15 protein-coding genes are annotated in these 18,778 nt (G+C 72.0%); 2 read left to right on the forward strand and 13 right to left on the reverse strand.

The features are described from left to right. Window positions 1-27: 27 nt before the first annotated feature. The 5 genes from ACZ60Q_RS29805 to ACZ60Q_RS29825 form a co-directional block, all read right to left on the reverse strand. A complete protein-coding gene (locus tag ACZ60Q_RS29805) occupies window positions 28-1,722 on the reverse strand; it encodes a flavin monoamine oxidase family protein (protein WP_469640672.1) in 1,695 nt (564 codons plus the stop codon). A gap of 46 nt (window positions 1,723-1,768) precedes the next feature. Further along, window positions 1,769-2,566 carry a carbon-nitrogen hydrolase family protein gene (locus ACZ60Q_RS29810; RefSeq protein ID WP_469640673.1) on the reverse strand — a complete coding sequence of 266 codons (798 nt, stop codon included), beginning with the start codon at window positions 2,564-2,566 and terminating at the stop codon, window positions 1,769-1,771. Window positions 2,567-2,750: 184 nt separating this feature from the next. Beyond that, the gene (locus tag ACZ60Q_RS29815) at window positions 2,751-3,209 is read right to left on the reverse strand and encodes an Lrp/AsnC family transcriptional regulator (RefSeq protein ID WP_469640675.1); all 459 of its coding nucleotides are present in this window, start codon (window positions 3,207-3,209) and stop codon (window positions 2,751-2,753) included. A gap of 160 nt (window positions 3,210-3,369) precedes the next feature. Further along, window positions 3,370-4,827, reverse strand: a complete 1,458-nt coding sequence (locus tag ACZ60Q_RS29820; protein ID WP_469640677.1) for an aldehyde dehydrogenase family protein — start codon at window positions 4,825-4,827, stop codon at window positions 3,370-3,372. 165 nt (window positions 4,828-4,992) lie between these two features. Further along, complete coding sequence (locus ACZ60Q_RS29825) at window positions 4,993-6,459, reverse strand: GuaB1 family IMP dehydrogenase-related protein (RefSeq protein WP_469640678.1); 1,467 nt, start codon at window positions 6,457-6,459, stop codon at window positions 4,993-4,995. A gap of 298 nt (window positions 6,460-6,757) precedes the next feature. On the opposite strand from ACZ60Q_RS29825, the gene ACZ60Q_RS29830 reads away from it, so the two are divergent. After that, window positions 6,758-7,834, forward strand: coding sequence for a terpene synthase family protein (locus tag ACZ60Q_RS29830; protein ID WP_469640679.1), 1,077 nt, complete (start codon window positions 6,758-6,760; stop codon window positions 7,832-7,834). 71 nt (window positions 7,835-7,905) lie between these two features. Here the strand turns inward: ACZ60Q_RS29830 and ACZ60Q_RS29835 are convergent, their stop codons facing one another. The 4 genes from ACZ60Q_RS29835 to fmt form a co-directional block, all read right to left on the reverse strand. Further along, on the reverse strand, window positions 7,906-8,901 hold the full coding sequence (locus ACZ60Q_RS29835; protein WP_469640753.1) for a sugar-binding transcriptional regulator: 996 nt from the start codon (window positions 8,899-8,901) through the stop codon (window positions 7,906-7,908). 133 nt (window positions 8,902-9,034) lie between these two features. Further along, window positions 9,035-9,718, reverse strand: a complete 684-nt coding sequence (rpe, locus tag ACZ60Q_RS29840) for a ribulose-phosphate 3-epimerase (RefSeq protein WP_469640680.1) — start codon at window positions 9,716-9,718, stop codon at window positions 9,035-9,037. Between the two features lie 190 nt (window positions 9,719-9,908). Beyond that, on the reverse strand, window positions 9,909-11,342 hold the full coding sequence (locus tag ACZ60Q_RS29845; protein ID WP_469640681.1) for an RsmB/NOP family class I SAM-dependent RNA methyltransferase: 1,434 nt from the start codon (window positions 11,340-11,342) through the stop codon (window positions 9,909-9,911). A 138-nt stretch (window positions 11,343-11,480) separates the two neighbouring features. Continuing rightward, complete coding sequence (gene fmt, locus ACZ60Q_RS29850) at window positions 11,481-12,413, reverse strand: methionyl-tRNA formyltransferase (protein WP_469640682.1); 933 nt, start codon at window positions 12,411-12,413, stop codon at window positions 11,481-11,483. A 269-nt stretch (window positions 12,414-12,682) separates the two neighbouring features. Here fmt and ACZ60Q_RS29855 point away from each other — a divergent pair, with 269 nt between their 5' ends. After that, window positions 12,683-13,249, forward strand: a complete 567-nt coding sequence (locus tag ACZ60Q_RS29855; RefSeq protein ID WP_469640683.1) for a hypothetical protein — start codon at window positions 12,683-12,685, stop codon at window positions 13,247-13,249. 120 nt (window positions 13,250-13,369) lie between these two features. Here ACZ60Q_RS29855 and ACZ60Q_RS29860 read toward each other — a convergent pair whose 3' ends face one another. The 4 genes from ACZ60Q_RS29860 to rpoZ form a co-directional block, all read right to left on the reverse strand. After that, window positions 13,370-15,514 (reverse strand): primosomal protein N', encoded by a 2,145-nt coding sequence (locus ACZ60Q_RS29860; protein WP_469640684.1) that lies wholly within the window; start codon window positions 15,512-15,514, stop codon window positions 13,370-13,372. A 131-nt stretch (window positions 15,515-15,645) separates the two neighbouring features. Continuing rightward, on the reverse strand, window positions 15,646-16,854 hold the full coding sequence (gene metK / locus ACZ60Q_RS29865; RefSeq protein ID WP_469640685.1) for a methionine adenosyltransferase: 1,209 nt from the start codon (window positions 16,852-16,854) through the stop codon (window positions 15,646-15,648). A gap of 199 nt (window positions 16,855-17,053) precedes the next feature. Continuing rightward, window positions 17,054-18,298 carry a bifunctional phosphopantothenoylcysteine decarboxylase/phosphopantothenate--cysteine ligase CoaBC gene (coaBC, locus tag ACZ60Q_RS29870; RefSeq protein WP_469640686.1) on the reverse strand — a complete coding sequence of 415 codons (1,245 nt, stop codon included), beginning with the start codon at window positions 18,296-18,298 and terminating at the stop codon, window positions 17,054-17,056. A 148-nt stretch (window positions 18,299-18,446) separates the two neighbouring features. Next, entirely contained in the window at window positions 18,447-18,719 is a 273-nt protein-coding gene (gene rpoZ, locus ACZ60Q_RS29875; protein ID WP_003970369.1) for a DNA-directed RNA polymerase subunit omega, read from the reverse strand. Window positions 18,720-18,778 lie beyond the last annotated feature (59 nt).

Consider the following 18,778-nt stretch of genomic DNA (forward strand, 5'->3'; position numbering starts at 1 on the left):
ACGCCCGCGCCGGTCCCCGGTCCCCGCTCAGTCCTCGGGGAGTTCCACCGGGGCGATCTCGTCGAAGACGTCGCCGGGCCCGGGGTTGGTCGCGTCGGTCGCCCCGCCGAACTGGTGCATGACGCCCCACACGGCGTTCAGCGCGGTCTGCACGGCGCCCTCGGCCCAGCCGGCCGTCCAGGAGATGTCGTCGCCCGCGAGGAACAGGCCCCGCTTGTCGGCGGGCAGGCCGTCCTGCATGAAGTGGGTGAACAGCCGCCGCTGGTAGCGGTAGTGACCGGGCAGGTTCGCCTTGAACGCGCCCATGAACCAGGGCTCGTTCTCCCAGGAGACGGTGACCGGGTTGCCGATGATGTGGCTCCGGACGTCGACGTTCGGGTAGATCTCGCCGAGCGACTTGAGCATGACCTCCATGCGCTCCTTCGGGGAGAGCGGCAGCCACTTCAGGCTGTCGTCGCACCACGTGTAGGAGAGGCAGATGACGGCGGGCTTGTCCGGCCCGTCGTCCAGGAGGTACGTCCCCCGGGTCATCCGGTCGGTGAGCGTCATCGACATGGTGTCGCGGCCGGTGTTCTCGTCCTTGTCCAGCCAGAACGGCCGGTCGACCGGGACGAACAGCTTGGACGACTCCATGTAGTGGGTGCGCTCCATCGCCGTCCAGTGGTCGATCGGGAAGAGCGCGTCGTCGCAGTCGATCTTGGAGAGCAGCAGCCAGGACTGGCCGGTGAAGACCGCGGCCCGGAAGGTGCGGATGTCGCCGGTGGCGTCGGTGACCGTGATGCGGTTGCCCGCGGTACGGGTCAGCCGGGTCACGGCGGGGCGCGGCTCGCCCTGGTGCAGGGAGGACAACGAGGTGCCCAGCGGCCAGTGGACGATCTTCCGCGGTTCCCGGTCCCACAGGCGCAGCGGGAGCTGTTGGCTGCCGCCGACGATGCCGCGGTGGTGGTCGTCGGCCTCGGTGTAGACGACGCGCAGGATCTCCAGGATGGAGTTGGGGAAGTCGGTGTCCCAGCCGCCGGTGCCGAAGCCGACCTGGCCGAAGATCTCGCGGTGGCGGAACGACTTGAACGCCTCGGAGTCGCAGAGGAAGCCGTAGAAGGTCTGGTTGTCGAGCCGCTCGACGAGCTGCGACCAGATCTCCCGGATGCGCGGTACGTCGCGCTCGCGCAGCGCCCGGTTCATGTCGGAGAAGTCGGCGCCCTCCTCCAGACAGGCGCTCCAGGCCTCGGCCACGTCGCGGTAGACCTGCGGCAGGTCGTCGATGGTCTCGGCGTAGTGCGACTCGCCCTTGAGGTCCACCACGGTCGAGGGCGTGGCCGGGGAGAGCGGGTTGGGGAAGGGCTGCGTCTGGAGGCCCACCAGGTCGATGTAGTGCTGGAGCGCCGTGGAGGAGGGCGGGAAGCGCATGGCGCCCATCTCGGCGGTGAGCGAGGGGTCGCAGCCGTCGAAGCCGACGGTGCGCAGTCGGCCGCCGATCCGGTCGGCCTCGTAGACGACGGGCTTGAGGCCCATCTTCATCAGCTCGTACGCGGCGATGATCCCGGAGAGCCCGCCGCCGATGACCGCGACCTCCTGGCCGTGCTCGGTCGCCGGTATCTGCCCGAGTCCCGCCGGGTGGGCGAGGAAGTCGTCGTACGCGTACGGGAAGTCCGGCCCGAACATGGTGATCGGCGGGGCGGTCGCGTCGGTGTGCTGGACGGCGTTGGGCACCGTGGACGTCATGGGGTACGGACTCCTTGCGCGGTACGGAAGTGAAGGCGGGGCGGGCTCAGGCGAGGGAGCCGTACAGACCGGGGCGTCGGTCCCGCAGATAGGGGTTGGCTTCGCGCGAGGCGGCCAGGAGCTCCGGGTCCACCTCACCGATCACGAGTTCCTCGCCCCGGCCGGCGCGGCTGCGCACGGTGCCGTCGGGGCCGGCCAGACAGCTGAGGCCGACGAACTCGAACTCGCCTTCCGGGCCGGTGCGGTTGACGTACGCCACGTACATCTGGCTCTCGAAGGCCCGTACGGGGACGACGGATTCGGCGACGAACTGGAAGGGGTGCATCTGCGCGGTGGGCACCAGCAGCAGATCGGTGCCGGCCAGGGCGTGCGCCCGGACGTTCTCCGGGAACTCGACGTCATAGCAGATCAGCAGGCCGATCCGGATGCCGTCGAGGTCGGCCTGGACGATCTGCTGGTCGCCGGGGGTGAACCACTCCTGCTCGAAGCAGCCGAACAGGTGGGTCTTGCGGTAGTTCGCGAGGCGCCCGCCGTCGGGTCCGATGAGCTGGGACGCGTTGAAGATCCGCTCCCCGTCGCGCTCCGGGTAGCCGTAGAGGACCGCGAGACCGTGGCGGACGGCGATCCGGGCGACGGCCTCGGCTCCGGGGCCCTCAGCGCTCTCGGCCAGTTCGGGGACCGCGTCGCCGATGGCGTATCCGGTGAGGAACAGCTCGGGCGAGACCAGCAGCCGGGCCCCCGCGCCGGCGGCCCGTGCAGCGGCCTCGTCCAACGCCTCGAGGTTCTCGGCGACGGCGCCGGGCCGTCCGGAGCTCTGGAGCAGGGCGGTGCGCAACGACGGCATGGCTGACCTCGGGCGGGTGCGGGCGGGGTGGGGAGACATATCGAAGGTACGTGGCCCCGATCGGCCCGGACAAGGCGCGAGTGTTGCGCGTCGACCGTGGATTCATTGCGCGGGAAGGGCCCCCGGCGGCGAATCGTTGCGTCCAGCGTCACCGCAGGTCAGCGGGGTGATCTGGGCCACTGCCTCAGGCCGGCGGAGCCTCCGCCGAATACCGCCGCAGCAGCGGCGAGAGCACCAGGACGGACTTGGTGCGCTCGACGTACGGCTCTCCCGCGATCCGCTCCAGGACCTGTTCGAAGTGGCGCATGTCGGCGGCGAAGACCTGCACCACCGCGTCCGCCTCCCCGGTCACCGTCGAGGCCGAGGCGATCTCCGGGTAGCGGGCGAGGCCCTGCTTGATGGCGTTGGGGGAGGTGTTGCGGCTGCAGTAGATCTCGATGAAGCCCTCGGTCTCCCAGCCGAGCGCCGCCGGATCGACCCGCACGGTGAAGCCGGTGATCGCCCCCTCGGCCCGCAGCCGGTCGACGCGGCGTTTCACGGCGGGGGCGGAGAGGCCGACGATCGCGCCGATGTCGGCGTAGGAGCGCCGGGCGTCTTCGGCGAGGGCGTGGACGATGCGTTCGTCGAGGTCGTTCAGGCGCACGTCGGGCGGTTCACTTCTCTGCGGTGGGTCGGCTTGTGGAAGGGCGGAGCGTGCCGCCTCCCGCAGTAGACCATGAGCCGCCGTCGCGGGCGTGCCCGGCGCGATCGGTCCCGCCCGGCCGGGACCGGGAGGGACCCGGCGGGACCGGCCGGGAAGGCGCTCAGAAGGGGAACTGTGAGCGGCCGTGCTGGATGGAGATCCACTTCTGGGTGGTGAAGGCCTCGACCATCGAGTCGCCGTTCAGCCGGCCGAGCCCGGAGCTCTTCTCGCCGCCGAAGGGGACGATCGGCTCGTCGTGGACGGTGCCGTCGTTGATGTGGATCATGCCGGTGTGGATGCGCTGGCCGATCCGCACCCCGCGCTCGATGTTGCCGGTGTGAACGGCGCCGCTGAGGCCGTACGGGGTGTCGTTGGCGATGCGGACGGCCTCGTCCTCACCGTCGAAGGGCACCAGCAGGGCGACGGGGCCGAAGATCTCCTGGTGCAGGACGGGTGAGTCGGCGGCGAGGCCGGTCAGCACGGAGGGGCTGACCAGGTTGCCGTCGGCGTGGCCGTGCAGCAGGGCCGTCGCCCCGGCCGCCACGGTCTGGTCGACGAGCTTGGAGATGGACTCGGCCTGCGAGGAGTTGATCAGCGGGCCGATCTGGGTGGCCGGGTCGGCGGGGTCGCCGACGGTCAGCGAGGCGACCTTGGCGACGAACTTCTCGGTGAACTCCGCCTCCACCGCACGGTCGACCAGGATGCGGTTGGCGGCCATGCAGACCTGCCCCTGGTGGACGTACCGGCTGAAGACCGCCGCGTCGACGGCGTAGTCCACGTCCGCGTCGTCGAGCACGATCAGGGCGCTGTTGCCGCCGAGTTCGAGGATGGCGCGCTTGAGGTTCCGGGCGCAGACGGTGGCGACGTGGCGGCCGACCTTGTCCGAACCGGTGAAGGAGATGACCTGCGGCACGGGGTGCTCCAGCAGGGTGTCGCCGATCTCCGCGATGTCGGTGATCACGACGTTCAGCAGCCCGGCGGGCAGGCCCGCGTCCTCGAAGATCCTGGCCAGCAGGGTGCCGCCGCAGATCGGGGTGTTCTGGTGCGGCTTGAGGACGACGGCGTTGCCGAGGGCCAGTGCGGGGGCGACGGACTTGAGGGAGAGCAGGAAGGGGAAGTTGAACGGGCTGATCACGCCGACGACTCCGACGGGCACGCGGTAGACGCGGTTCTCCTTGCCCTCGGTCGGCGAGGGGAGGATCTGTCCGGCGGGGCGCAGCGCCAGCTGGATCGCCTCGCGGAGGAACTCCTTGGCCAGGTGCAGTTCGAAGGCGGCCTTCAGCCGGGTGCCACCGAGTTCGGCGACGATCGCGTCGCTGATCTCCGGCTCGCGTTCCTCGACGAGGCGCAGCGCCTTCTCCAGGACGGTCCGCCTGCTGTACGGGTTGGTGTCCGCCCACGCCTGCTGGGCGCGCTCGGCGGCGCGGTAGGCCTGGTCGACCTCCTCGGCGGTGGCGACCGGGATCGAGGCGAGCTTCTCCCCGTCGAACGGGTTGAAGTCGATGATGTCCCAGGACCCCTTCCCCGGCCTCCACTCGCCGTCGATGTACTGGTGGGCCAGGTCAGTGAAGAAGGACATGAGATCCCTTACCGCAGAGAGGCAGGCAGCTGAGTGCGCTTCATATTACTTACCATTCAGGAGAGTTGAAGTGCACCCTCGACCACCTCCGGGAACCCGGAAGCGGCCCTGCCCCCTCCGGCGCGAAGTGCCGGAGGGGGCAGGTTCATTGCGGTGAATCCGGGATCAACTCCAGCTGGCGTGCAGCGGCTTGCCCTCGGCGTAGCCGGCGGCGCTCTGGACGCCGACGACCGCCTTCTCGGCGAACTCGGCCAGGGAGCCGGCGCCGGCGTAGGTGCAGGAGGAGCGGACTCCCGCGATGATCGAGTCGACGAGGTCCTCGACTCCCGGGCGTGTCGGGTCGAGGAACATCCGCGAGGTGGAGATGCCCTCCTCGAAGAGCGCCTTACGGGCGCGGTCGTACGCGGACTCGTCCGAGGTGCGGTTCTTCACCGCGCGGGCCGAGGCCATCCCGAAGGACTCCTTGTAGAAGCGGCCGTCGGCGGACTGCTGGAGGTCGCCGGGCGACTCGTACGTCCCCGCGAACCAGGAGCCGATCATCACGTTGGACGCACCGGCGGCGAGCGCCATCGCGACGTCGCGCGGGTGCCGGACACCGCCGTCCGCCCAGACGTGCTTGCCGTGCTTCTTCGCCTCGGCGGCGCACTCCAGGACGGCGGAGAACTGCGGGCGGCCGACGCCGGTCATCATCCGGGTGGTGCACATGGCGCCGGGGCCGACGCCGACCTTGATGATGTCCGCGCCCGCTTCGATCAGGTCGCGCACGCCCTCGGCGGCGACGATGTTGCCCGCGACGATCGGCACCCGAGGGTCGAGCGCCCGGACGGCCCTCACCGCGCTGATCATGGACTCCTGGTGGCCGTGGGCCGTGTCCACGACGAGGACGTCGGCGCCCGCGTCCAGGAGCTGCTTGGCCTTGCCGGCCACGTCGCCGTTGATGCCGACGGCGGCCGCGACGCGCAGCTTGCCCTCGGCGTCGGTGGCAGGGGTGTAGAGCGTGGCGCGCAGTGCGGCCTTGCGGGTGAGGATGCCGACGAGGCGCCCCTGCGCGTCGACCGCGGGGGCGAGCTTGCGGTTGGCGCCGTCGAGCTTGTTGAAGGCGTCGCGCGGGTCGATGTCCGCGTCGAGCAGCACCAGGTCCTTGGACATGACCTCGGAGAGCTGGGTGAAGCGGTCGACGCCCGTGAGGTCGTGGTCGGTGACGACGCCCACCGGACGGCGGTCGGCGTCGACGACGACGCCCGCGCCGTGGGCCCGCTTGGGCAGCAGGGACAGCGCGTCGGCGACGGTCTGGCCGGGGGCCAGCTCGATCGGGGTGTCGAGGACGAGGTGGCGCGTCTTGACCCAGGAGATGACGTCGGTGACGACCTCGATCGGGATGTCCTGGGGGATGACGACGAGGCCGCCCCGGCGGGCGATGGTTTCGGCCATCCGGCGGCCCGCGATGGCGGTCATGTTGGCGACCACGAGCGGGATGGTGGTGCCGGTTCCGTCGGGCGACGAGAGGTCCACACCCTGCCGGGAGCCGACCGCGGAGCGGCCCGGGACCATGAAGACGTCGTCGTACGTGAGGTCGTACGGAACCGCGGGGGACTCTGTGTAGCGACCGGTACCCGGCTCAAGAAAACGCATAACACTCATTTTTTCATACGAAACGGTGCAGGTCGTTTCCACGAAGACACAACAAAAGACCCCCGCGTTCGTCTGATCCTCCGAAGAGGCGGCCGGGGGCTCCGGGCAAGTGGAACCTGCCTTACCCACGGACCCTACCCGAACAGGATTCGAATCATTTGTGATCACCATCCCTGGACCGGGTGACAAGGGGTCAGGTAGCTTCAAACCCGCAGGTCTCGGGGGTGTCCGAAGCGTCGATCCGGCTCGTCGGCACCCCTGGGCACACCGTTTTACCGGAGAGGATCCCGATCCGCCTGTGGACAGCGAACTACCGGACATCTACTGCCCGTTCCCGGAGCGGACCAACCCGCACGTGGCCCACACCCGTGTGCATCTGGACATCTGGACCAGACGGACGGGTCTGGTCCACCGCGAGTCCGCGAGAAACCGATTCGAACAGGCCGATTTCGGAGCGTTCGTCGGCATGGTCTACCCGACGGCCGACGAGGAACACCTCGATCTGGTGGCCGACTGGTTCGTCTGGCTCTTCCTGGTCGACGACCAGCTCGACGACGGCCACCTCGGGCGTTCACCCGAACGGGTGAGAGACGTCGTCGACCGGATGCGCGCGGTGGTCGACGGCTCCGCCCCCGGGCCACTGCCGGGTGAGAACCCACCGGCCGCCGTGACCGCCCTGGCCGACCTGTGGAAACGTACGATGCCCAACGCGGCCCCGCACTGGCGGACCCGGTTCGCCTGGCACCTGGTCACCTACCTCACGACCGCCACGACCTGGGAGGCGGGGAACCGCGCCGAGGACGTGGTGCCCTCGGAGGACACGTACATCGCCAAGCGGCGGCACACCGGGGCCATCCACGTCTGTATGGACCTCATAGAGATCGTGGCGGGCATCGACGCCCCGGAGTCGATCCACAACGACCCCCGCTTCATCACCGCCCTGGAAGCCGCGTGCAACCACGTGTGCTGGGCCAACGACGTGTACTCCTTCGAGAAGGAGCAGATGCTCGGCGAGATCCACAACCTCGTCCACCTGGTCCGCCACCACCGGGGCTTCGGGGAGCAGCAGGCGCTGGACCATGTCGCGGAGCGCCTGGCGATGGAGACCGAGCGGTTCCTGACCGCCGAGGACGAGCTGCTGGAGCTGTATCCGGAGCTGTCGGGGATGCTGGTGCCCTACCTCGACGGGATGCGGAGCTGGATGCGCGGCAACCTGGACTGGTCGCGCCGGACCCCGCGCTACAACCCCGCCGACGTGGGCCAGTACGAGGAGCCCGAGGAGTATCTGGAGGAGACCGTGCTGGGCGTCCCGCCCGCGCGCACCGAGGCCTCCGTCCCCGCCTCGTGCGCGGCCAAGGCCCCGCCGGCCGGCTGAACGCGGGGCAGGAACACACGAGGGTCGTGCACCGCATCCGGTGCACGGCCCTCGGTGTGTTCCTGCCGATGTCACTCCCCGTCGGGGTCGGCCCGCTCCAGTGCCGGACGGGTGCCCGCGGGGGACTCGTTGAGCAGGTGGTCGGCCGCGGCGGTGTCCGTCACCAGGCTGGTGACGAGGCCGGAGCGCAGCACCGCGCCGATCGCCGCCGCCTTGCGCTGACCGCCCGCGATCGCGACCACTTCGGGGATCCGGCGCAGCCGGTCCGCCTCCACGGTGATGCAGCGCTCCCCCAGGTCACGGCCGACCCGGCGACCGTCGGAGTCGAAGAGGTGCGCGGACATCTCGGCGGCGACGCCGAGCGAGGCGTAGTGGGCGCGCTCGGCGTCCGAGAGCATGTCGTGGACCGTGGAGATGCCCGGCTCCCAGGAGCCGATGGAGACGGCGGCGACCGTCACCTTGTCGAAGTACTCGAAGGCCCGGGCGATGCCGGTCTGCTCCCGCAGCGCGGCGGCCGTCGCGGGGTCGGGCAGCAGCATCGGGGCGTAGATGGGGTGCGCCTCGCCGCCGGAGACCTGCGCCGCGCGGCGGACCGCTTCGACCGAACCGCGCTCGGCGGTGCCCGCGTCGTACACGCCGGTCAGCTGGACGACCGTGCACGGCGGGAGCCGGTCGAGGGCGGCCGCCATATGGATGGTGGAGCGGCCCCAGGCCAGGCCGAGCACATCGCCCTCGGCGACCAGTTCGCCCAGGAGGTCGGCCGCGACCTCACCGAGGTTCTCCGGGTCGGGGGCGTCCTCCTGCCCCTCTGCCGGGGACTCGACGACCACCGCGTGCCGCAGCCCGTAACGGGCCCGCAGGGCGTCGGAGCGCTCCGCGTCCAGCTCGGCCGGTACCCGGATCTCGATGCGTACGAGATCGCGTTCGAGGGCCGTCTCCAGGACCCGGGCCACCTTGAAGCGGCTCACGCCGAACTCCTCGGCGATCTGGATCTTGGACTTGCCCTCCAGGTAGAACCGGCGGGCCATGGCCGCCGCCTGCACCAGCTCCGCGGGTCCCATCCGCATGGCTGACCGACCCGCCGAGATGCCAGACACCGCGATCTCCTCACTGCTGTTCACACGCCCGATACGCCGTTCATCCTGTCAGATCCGGCGATCCTTGATCGGCCCTGTCGGACCGCGTACATCCGCCCTTGGTTCAGTGTCCGCATGCCCAGGGGGCGACGGCCGTGGCCGCGTCCGCCTGCGCCCGCAGCGCCCGCACCGCCGCGGCCGGGTCCTGCGCACCGTAGACCGCGGAGCCCGCCACGAAGACGTCGGCACCGGCCTCGGCGCACCGTTCGATGGTGGTGGCCGAGACCCCGCCGTCGACCTGGAGCCACAGTTCGAGACCGTGCTTGCTGATCAGCTCCCGGGTGCGGCGGATCTTCGGCAGCATGATGTCCAGGAAGGCCTGGCCGCCGAAGCCCGGCTCGACCGTCATGATCAGCAGCATGTCCAGCTCGGGGAGCAGGTCCTCGTACGGCTCGATGGGCGTCGCGGGCTTGAGCGCCATGGAGGCGCGCGCCCCCTTCGCCCGGATCTCCCGCGCCAGGCGCACCGGAGCCGCCGCGGCCTCCGCGTGGAAGGTGACGGAGCCGGCCCCCGCCTCCACGTAACCCGGGGCCCAGCGGTCCGCGTCCTCGATCATGAGGTGACAGTCCAGCGGGATGTCCGTGGCCCTGCTGAGCGCCTCGACGATCGGCACACCGAGGGTCAGATTCGGCACGAAGTGGTTGTCCATGACATCGACGTGGAGCCAGTCCGCGCCCTCGACGGCCTTCGCCTCCTCGGCGAGGCGCGCGAAATCGGCGGACAGGATGCTGGGGTTGATCTGCGCCATGACCCAAGCCTGCCACGTCTCCCGCCGGTTCCCCGCCTCGATCCGCTCCGAAGCCTCACAGGGCCATCACAGTTCGCACATTCTGGGCATTTTGCCAGCTCTTTGCTGTTCCTTTGCCGTTCCCGAGGCGGGACCGGGCGATACGGGACCGGGCGAGGCGGGCACGGCAGCCCAGGCACGCGCGAGACGCTCAGCCGGTCCGTCGCAGCAGCGCCAGGTACATCGCGTCCGTACCGTGCAGATGCGGCCACAGCTGGACGTCGGGGCCCTCACCCAGGGCGGGCACCCCGGGCATCAGCGGGCGGGCGTCGATCCACTCCGCCTCCACCGGCTCTCCGCCCCGGCCCCCGAGGACGTCCTCGACCACCACCCGGGTCTCCGCGAGATGCGGCGAGCAGGTCGCGTAGCCGACCACGCCGCCGACCCGTACGGCCTTCAACGCCTCGCGCAGCAGGCCTCGTTGGAGCGGGGCGAAGGCTTCCAGGTCTTCGGCCCGACGCCGCCAGCGGGACTCGGGGCGACGCCGCAGCGCGCCCAGGCCGGAGCAGGGAACATCCATCAGGATCCGGTCGAACGTGCCGGGCAGCCACGGCGGACGGGTGCCGTCCGCCGTGATCACCTGATACGGGCCGGGGTTGCCGGCGAGCGTCCGCTCGACCAGCCGGGCGCGGTGCGGCTGCTTCTCGGCGGCGAGCAGGGCGGCGCCCCGCCCGGCGGCGAGGGCGGCGAGCAGGGCGGCCTTGCCGCCCGGGCCGGCACAGCCGTCCAGCCACCGGGTGTCGCGACCCTCGACGGGCGCGGCGGCCAGGGCGGCGGCGACGAGCTGACTGCCCTCGTCCTGGACGCCCGCCCGGCCCTCCTGGACGGCCTCCAGCGCTCCGGGCTCGCCGCCCTCGGCCATCCGGACCGCGTACGGCGACCAGCGGCCCGGCAGGAAGTTGTCCTCGCCCAGCGCCTTCGCCAGCTCGTCGGTGGTGGAGCGGCCGGGGCGGGCGGCCAACGTCACCTCGGGCCGCTCGTTGTCGGCTTCGAGAAGGTTCTCGATGCCCGCCCGGCCGCCGCCCAGCGCGTCCCAGAGGGCGGAGACGATCCAGCGGGGGTGCGAGTGCACGACGGACAGATGCTCCTCGGCGTCCTCGTCGTACGGCGGGGCGACCTTCTCCACCCAGCCGTCGAGGTCGTGCGCGGTGACCTTGCGCAGCACCGCGTTGACGAACTTCGCGCGCCCCTCCCCCAGCACCACGCGGGCCAGCTCCACACTGGCGGAGACGGCCGCGTGGGTGGGGATACGGGTGCCGAGCAGCTGGTGGACGCCCATGTTCAGGACGTCGAGGACCGGCGGGTCGACCTCGCGCAGCGGCCGGTCGACGCAGGCCGCCACGATCGCGTCGTACGTGCCCTGACGGCGGAGCGTCCCGTAGACCAGCTCGGTCGCCAGCGCCGCGTCCCGGCTGTCGAAGTCGCCCTTGGCCCGGGCCTTCTTCAGCAGCGGGGGCAGCACGAGGTTGGCGTACGCGTCACGCTCGTCGACGGCCCGGAGCGCCTCGAAGGCGAGGAAACGTACCGGGTCCTTCTGCGGACGACGGTGGGGCTTGGCGGGACGGCGACGCGGCTGGTCGTTCACGTGAAAGGTGCTCCGCTGATGGTGAGAGGTGCGAACCCTCCCAGCGTACGTCGCCGTCCCCGGGCGCCCGAACGGCAGCCCGGGCCCCTCGGGCGCCGCCCTGGGACCCGGACCGTCCCTGCCGCTCGGGGCGCCCCTCTACAGGCCGAGCAGCTCGCCGTGGGCGATGCGGACGCCGCGCGCCCAGTCGGCGCCCTTCATCGGCTTCTTGCCCTGCGGCTGGACCCAGAGCAGCTCGACCGCATGCGATCCGGTGCCCACGTACACGTTGTTCTTGGCGGCCGACAGCTCGCCGGGGGCCAGGTCCGTGCGGTCCAGGACCGGCGTGGCCTGGATCAGCTTGAGCCGCTCGCCGCGGAACAGGGTCCAGGCGCCGGGCGCCGGGGTGCAGCCGCGCACCACCCGGTCGACCCGCAGGGCGGGCGCGGACCACTGGACCTGGGCGTCCTCGACGGTGATCTTCGGGGCCAGGGTGACGCCGTCGTGGGGCTGGGGCACGGCGTGCAGTGTGCCGTCCTCGATGCCGTCCATGGTGGCGGCGAGCAGCCCGGCGCCCGCGAAGGCGAGCCGGGTGAGCAGGTCGCCGCTGGTGTCGGTGGGACGGACCTCCTCGGTGAGGACGCCGTAGACCGGGCCGGAGTCCAGGCCCTCCTCGATCAGGAAGGTCGACGCGCCGGTCACCTCGTCCCCTGCCATCACCGCGTGCTGGACCGGTGCCGCGCCCCGCCAGGCGGGCAACAGCGAGAAGTGCAGGTTGACCCAGCCCCGGGCGGGCACGTCGAGGGCGACCTTGGGCAGCAGGGCCCCGTAGGCGACGACCGGGCAGCAGTCCGGGGCGATCTCGCGCAGCCGGGCGAGGAACTCCTCGTCCCGGGGCTTCGCGGGCTTGAGCACCTCGATCCCGGCCTCCTCCGCCCGCTCGGCCACCGGGCTCGCGACGAGTCGTCGGCCCCGCCCGGCGGGGGCGTCCGGACGGGTCACGACGGCGGCCACCTCATGGCGGCCGGAGGCGATCAGGGCGTCCAGTGCGGGGACGGCGACTTCGGGGGTGCCGGCGAAGACGAGCTTCATGGGTGGCTGACTGCCTCTCGGGCCAAGGACGTACGGTGACGAGCAGCACACCAGTCTAGGGTCTCCGTCCGGGCGTGCCCCGGCCCGGCCACTGCGGGCGAGCGCCGCGCAGGGGGCGTACGCGCGCCGCGCACGCCCGGTGCATATGCACTTACGCCCCGATAGCGTGACCACATACCCGGCTCGGGCGTTGGTCAAAGGAGATTGACCGAAGCGGGCCGCCACGATGCGGCCCGATCCCTTTCAACGCCGGTTCGAGAGGCTTCTTCATGGCCGACCACGCAACGCACGACGCCCAAGCGCGGGCCAGTCTGCATCTTCTGGTGCGGGACATCGAGCGGGTCCGGCGGCAGGTGGACGCGCTGCGCACCCTCACCGCCCAGCTGGGCAACGTCTACCGTCCGCGCCGCTCCGGCCCTTCCGCGGGCTTCGTCGTCTACGGCAGGGCCCCGGCCCCCACCGTCCGCCTCGCGCAGGAACTGCGGGACAGCGTCGAGACCCTGGTCACGGCCGCGGTGGACTTCGACCGCTCGCTGGGCTTCTCCTGGGACGCGGTGGGCTCCGCCCTCGGCGTCACCAAGCAGGCCGTGCACCGCCGCTACGGAACGCGCCGGGCCACGCCGCCGCCCACCGCCGAGGCGGGCGGCGAGACCACGGCAGTGCCGCGCCCGGTCTCCGTCGGGCCGGGGTCGGCCGGTTCCTCCGCCGGTGGGCCCGGCTCCCCGGTGCACTCGGTCCCGGCGGCCCGCTCGATGCCGCCGCAGCCGCCGTCGGCGGCCCAGCCGCTCCGTGATGAACTGCGCCCCAGCGCCTTCCCTGGTCCCCGCAACGGCTGACGCACGCCGCCCCACTGCCCCACCGTGCCGGTCGCACGGCGGGGCAGACCCCTGTCCGGGCCCCACCGGCCGCCCTGGCCCACAGGCCTCCAGGCCCCCGCAGGGGCCTCCTCCGCGGCCTCAGCCGATGTCGGGCGGGTCGATCCTGATGCGCACCGGGTCGGCCGCCCCCTTGGCCGTGCGGGCCGCGAGCGCCGTCTTCAGGGCGCGGGCGAGTGCCGCCCCGCGTCCCGGGACCACCCGGATCAGGACCCGCTCCCAGGTTTCGCCCGGCGGGGCGTCCCCGACCCGGCGGGGCCGGCCGGGCCCGGTCGACGGGACCGGCACCGGTCCCAGGATCTCGGCCTCCGGCGGTAGTCCGGCGGTCCTGAGGAACGTGGCCAGGGCCTCGGCGGGGCCGGACGCCGAGGCCATCCGGGAGACCGGCGGAAACCCCAGCTCGGCCCGCTCCGCCAGCTCCCGCCGGGCGAATCCCGCCGGGTCCCAGCGGACCAGCGCCTGCACCGCACGCTCCGTCGGCTCGGCCACGATCACCACCGTGCCGCCCTCGTCCTGGCCTCGCACCAGCGCCCCCGCCGCCGTCCACCGGCGCAGCGCCTCCTCCCCCGCGCGCAGATCGGGCCGCCCGAGCATGGCCCAGCCGTCCAGGAGCAGGGCCGCCGCGTATCCGCCGTCGGCGACGGGCTCGGCGCCGGGGGTGGAGACAACCAGCGCCGGGGTGTCGGGCACCGCGTCCAGGATGTGGTCGCGCCCCGAGGTGCGGACGGGCACGGCGGGAAAGGCCCGGCCCAACTCCTCCGCGGTGCGGCGGGCGCCGACGACCTGGGCCCGCAGCCGGGTGGAGCCGCACTCCGCGCAGTGCCAGCCCCGCTCGGCCCGCCCGCACCAGGCACAGTTCAGATCCTGCTGGTCCGGGGCCTGGAGGGGGCCCGCGCAGTGCCGGCAGCGGGCCGGCGCCCGGCAGCGTTCGCAGGCGAGGCGGGGGGCGTAACCGCGGCGGGGCACCTGGACCAGCACCGGACCGCTGCGCAGACCGTCGCGGACGGCCCCCCAGGCAAGGCTGGGCAGCCGGGCGGACCGGGCGGCGCCGTCCCGGGCCAGCTCGCCGTCCCCGACCGTACGGATGAGGGGCGCGGCCCGGCGCAGCCGCTCGCGGTCCGCGAGGAGGGGCAGCGCCCAGCCGCTCTCCACGAGCTGGGCGGCCTCGACCGTGCAGCTGGTCCCGCCGAGGAGGAAGCCGCAGCGGCCCTGCGCCGCCCGCAGCTCCAGGACCTCGCGGACGTGGGGGAAGGGGGCGTTGTCATCGCTGTGGCTGGAGTCCCCGTCGTCCCAGACGACGACCAGGCCGAGGTCCTGGACGGGGGCGAACATGGCGGCCCTGGTCCCCACGACCGCCCGCACCGAGCCCCGGCGCACGGCGAGCCACTGGCGGTAGCGCCTCTCGGGACCGGAGTCGGCGGTCAGCAGGGCGTGCCGGCCCGCGCCGAGCGCCTCGGTCAGGGCCAGGTCGACCCGTCCGGCGGCCCGCCCGTCCGGGACGACGACGAGCGCGCCGCGCCCGGAGGAGAGCGTCGCGGCGACGGCCCCGGCGATCTCGGCGGGCCAGTGCGGGCCGGGCAGCGCGGTCCACACCGCGCGCGGCGCGCCGCCCTCGGCCAGCGCGCGCAGGAAGGCCGGGCCCTGGCCGTACCGCTCCCAGGTGCCCGGCTCGGGGGCGGGGGGCGGGGGCAGCGGATCCGGGGAGGGCTTGGCCTCGGCACGGCCGTTGCGGGGCGGGACGGCGAGCTGGAGGACATCGGCGAGGCTGCCCGCGTACCGGTCGGCGACGGCCCGGCTGAGGGCGAGCAGGTCGGGCCCGAGGACCGGCTCCGGGGAGACCACCGAGGCGATGGCGGCCAGCGCCCCCTGATAGTCGGAGTCGGCGCGGCGCTCGACGATGAAGCCGTCGATCAGCCCGCCGCCCTCGCGCCGTCCGCCCTGGACGTTGCGCCCTCCGGCCCCGAACCGGACCCGCACCCGGACGCCCGGCTGTGCGTCGGCGTCCAGCTCCTCGGGGACCGCGTAGTCGAAGGACTGGTCGAGGTGGAGGACGCCCTTGTTGACCAGGACGCGGGCGACGGGCAGCTCCTCGGCGAGCGGCGCGCCGCGCCAGGTCCGCGGCTTGGCGCGGGGCACCTTCGCCCGACGCACGGTCTCCCGGATCAGCGCAAGCTGCTCCGGCGCCCCGGCGCCGGGTTCGGCGGACTGCTCGTTCTCGCTGCTCACAGCTGAATTCCTACCAGAGGGCACTGACAGCGGCGGGGCAGGCAGCGGGGCCCGGTCACCGCGTTCGGTGTCCGGGCCCCGCTGTCGTACTCGATGACGCCCGCCCCGCTGTCGTACGCGGGCGGGTTTCGCTACAGACCGGCGGCGGCGCGCAGGGCGTCCACGCGGTCGGTGCGCTCCCAGGTGAAGTCGGGCAGCTCACGGCCGAAGTGGCCGTAGGCGGCGGTCTGGGCGTAGATCGGGCGGAGCAGGTCGAGGTCCCGGATGATCGCGGCCGGGCGGAGGTCGAAGACCTCGCCGATCGCGTTCTCGATCTTCTCGGTGTCGACCGCGGCGGTGCCGAAGGTCTCCACGAACAGACCGACGGGCTCGGCCTTGCCGATCGCGTAGGCGACCTGGACCTCGCAGCGCGTGGCGAGTCCGGCGGCCACCACGTTCTTGGCGACCCAGCGCATCGCGTACGCGGCGGAGCGGTCGACCTTGGACGGGTCCTTGCCCGAGAAGGCGCCGCCGCCGTGCCGGGCCATGCCGCCGTAGGTGTCGATGATGATCTTGCGGCCGGTGAGGCCGGCGTCGCCCATCGGGCCGCCGATCTCGAAGCGACCGGTCGGGTTGACCAGGAGGCGGTAGCCCTCGGTGTCCAGCTTGATGCCGTCCTCGACGAGCTGCGCGAGCACGTGCTCGACGACGAACTCGCGGATGTCGGGCGCGAGCAGCGAGTCCAGGTCGATGTCGGAGGCGTGCTGCGAGGAGACGACCACCGTGTCCAGCCGGACCGCCTTGTCACCGTCGTACTCGATGGTGACCTGGGTCTTGCCGTCGGGGCGCAGGTAGGGGATGGTCCCGTTCTTGCGCACCTCGGACAGCCGCCGGGAGAGACGGTGCGCGACGTGGATCGGGAGCGGCATCAGCTCCGGGGTCTCGTCGCAGGCATAGCCGAACATCAGGCCCTGGTCGCCCGCGCCCTGCTTGTCGAGCTCGTCCTCATCGCCCTCGACCCGCTTCTCGTACGCGGTGTCGACGCCCTGTGCGATGTCCGGCGACTGCGCGCCGATCGACACCGAGACGCCGCAGGAAGCACCGTCGAAGCCCTTTTTGGAGGAGTCGTAACCGATCTCCAGAACCTTGTTGCGCACGAGGTTGGGGATGTCGGCGTAGGCCTTGGTGGTGACCTCGCCCGCGACATGCACCAGACCGGTGGTGATCAAGGTCTCGACGGCGACGCGCGAGGCGGGGTCCTCGCGCAGGAGCGCGTCGAGAATCGTGTCGCTGATCTGGTCAGCGATCTTGTCGGGGTGACCCTCGGTGACAGATTCCGAGGTGAAGAGACGGCGGGACACATCGCTCCCTGGGGTTGCAGCGGCTGCTGGCTGATCATGGGTGGTACGACCGAGAGCTGCGCTCGGCTCGTACCGTCGGCCAGTTTATCGGTCGCATCCGGTGACCGGGGCAGGTGTCTCGCCCTTTGGGAGGTTCGTGACAGGCGCCACGCCGGTCAGCAGTAGGACAATCCACCCTTCCCGGTCTGCGTTTTAGGCCTTATGAGACGATTTCGCTCGCCCGGAGGGTTGATTGTGAAATCGGCTGGAACCTTCCCGAAACCAGATCCCAGACCGTGTCGGCGAGCGCTTCCTTGGGGCCGTACGGCACCGGTGTCTCCTGGCCGTCGGCGGCCAGGACGACCGCTTCGTTCTCCTCCGAGCCGAAGGTCTTGCGCTCCCCCACCTCGTTGACCACAAGGAGGTCGCAGCCCTTGCGGCGGAGCTTCGCACGGCCGTTGACCAGCACGTCGTCGGTCTCGGCCGCGAATCCGACGACGATCTGGTCCGGGCGGGCCCGCTCGGCGGAGACCTCGGCGAGGATGTCGGGGTTGCGGACCAGGGTGACGGCGGGCGCCTCCTCGCCGTCCTTCTTCTTGATCTTGCCGGAGGCGTACGCGGCAGGGCGGAAGTCGGCCACCGCGGCGGCCATCACGATGACGTCCGCGTCGGGGGCGGCCTTCAGCACGGCCTCGCGCAGCTGAACGGCCGTGCCGACGCGGAGGACATCCGCCCCGGCCGGGTCGGGCAGCCCGGTGTTGGCCTCGATCAGGGTGACCCGCGCCCCCCGGGCCACGGCGGTGCGCGCCAGCGCGTACCCCTGCTTGCCGGAGGAGCGGTTGCCCAGGAAGCGCACCGGGTCGAGCGGTTCGCGCGTGCCGCCGGCGCTGATCACCAGGTGCCGGCCCGCGAGGTCGGGCTCGGTGACCCCGCGCGCCAGCACCCGGCGGCAGACCTCGAAGATCTCGCCGGGGTCGGGGAGCCGGCCCTTGCCGGTGTCGACGCCGGTGAGCCGCCCGACGGCGGGCTCGATGACGACGGCTCCCCGGCGGCGCAGGGTGGCGACGTTCTCCTGGGTGGCCGGGTGCTCCCACATCTCGGTGTGCATCGCGGGGGCGAAGACCACCGGACAGCGGGCGGTCAGGAGCGTGTTGGTGAGCAGGTCGTCGGCCAGCCCGTGGGCGGCCTTGGCCAGCATGTCCGCGGTGGCCGGGGCGACCACCACGAGGTCGGCGCCCTGCCCGATCCGCACGTGCGGGACCTGGTGGACGTCCTCCCAGACCTCGTCGGACACAGGGTGGCCGGAGAGCGCCGACCAGGTGGCGGCCCCCACGAAGTGCAGCGACGCGGCGGTCGGGACGACCCGTACGTCGTGGCCGGACTCGGTCAGCCGGCGCAGCAGTTCGCACGCCTTGTAGGCGGCGATGCCCCCGCTGACCCCCAGGACGACCTTCGGCTTGTCCACTGCGTCTCCCCGCACTCGGCAACGTAAGGCAACGTACGCGTTCCATGCTGCCTCACCGCACGGAACGCGTTCATCCGGCCCCGGACACACCTCAGGCCCGGCGGACGGGCCGCCGGGCCTGGAGTGAAGGTGCCGTGGTGCTCCTGCGTTACTGCGCGGGGCCCTCGATGGCCTCGGAGGTCAGCAGGCCCGCGTTGATCTCGCGGAGTGCGATCGAGAGCGGCTTCTCGTGCACGTGGGTGTCGACGAGCGGACCGACGTACTCGAGGAGGCCTTCACCGAGCTGCGAGTAGTACGCGTTGATCTGGCGGGCACGCTTGGCCGCGTAGATCACCAGGCTGTACTTCGAGTCGGTGGCTTCGAGGAGCTCATCAATCGGCGGGTTGATGATGCCCTCGGGCGTGGTGATGGAAGAGGACACTCTCTGCCTTCCGAAGGGGGTGTAGATCAAAGACCGAAGAGATCTGAGCGATCGCAGAG

It is taken from the genome of Streptomyces sp. NPDC104313 (assembly GCF_055583985.1).

What these genes read in the sequence shown, in the direction of transcription:
- ACZ60Q_RS29810 (WP_469640673.1), bottom strand. Translation starts at nt 2,566, where the DNA reads ATGCCGTCGTTGCGCACCGCCCTGCTCCAGAGCTCCGGACGGCCCGGC.
- ACZ60Q_RS29805 (WP_469640672.1), bottom strand. Translation starts at nt 1,722, where the DNA reads ATGACGTCCACGGTGCCCAACGCCGTCCAGCACACCGACGCGACCGCC.
- ACZ60Q_RS29855 (WP_469640683.1), top strand. Translation starts at nt 12,683, where the DNA reads ATGGCCGACCACGCAACGCACGACGCCCAAGCGCGGGCCAGTCTGCAT.
- rpe (WP_469640680.1), bottom strand. Translation starts at nt 9,718, where the DNA reads ATGGCGCAGATCAACCCCAGCATCCTGTCCGCCGATTTCGCGCGCCTC.
- ACZ60Q_RS29835 (WP_469640753.1), bottom strand. Translation starts at nt 8,901, where the DNA reads ATGCGGATGGGACCCGCGGAGCTGGTGCAGGCGGCGGCCATGGCCCGC.
- ACZ60Q_RS29825 (WP_469640678.1), bottom strand. Translation starts at nt 6,459, where the DNA reads ATGCGTTTTCTTGAGCCGGGTACCGGTCGCTACACAGAGTCCCCCGCG.
- ACZ60Q_RS29820 (WP_469640677.1), bottom strand. Translation starts at nt 4,827, where the DNA reads ATGTCCTTCTTCACTGACCTGGCCCACCAGTACATCGACGGCGAGTGG.
- fmt (WP_469640682.1), bottom strand. Translation starts at nt 12,413, where the DNA reads ATGAAGCTCGTCTTCGCCGGCACCCCCGAAGTCGCCGTCCCCGCACTG.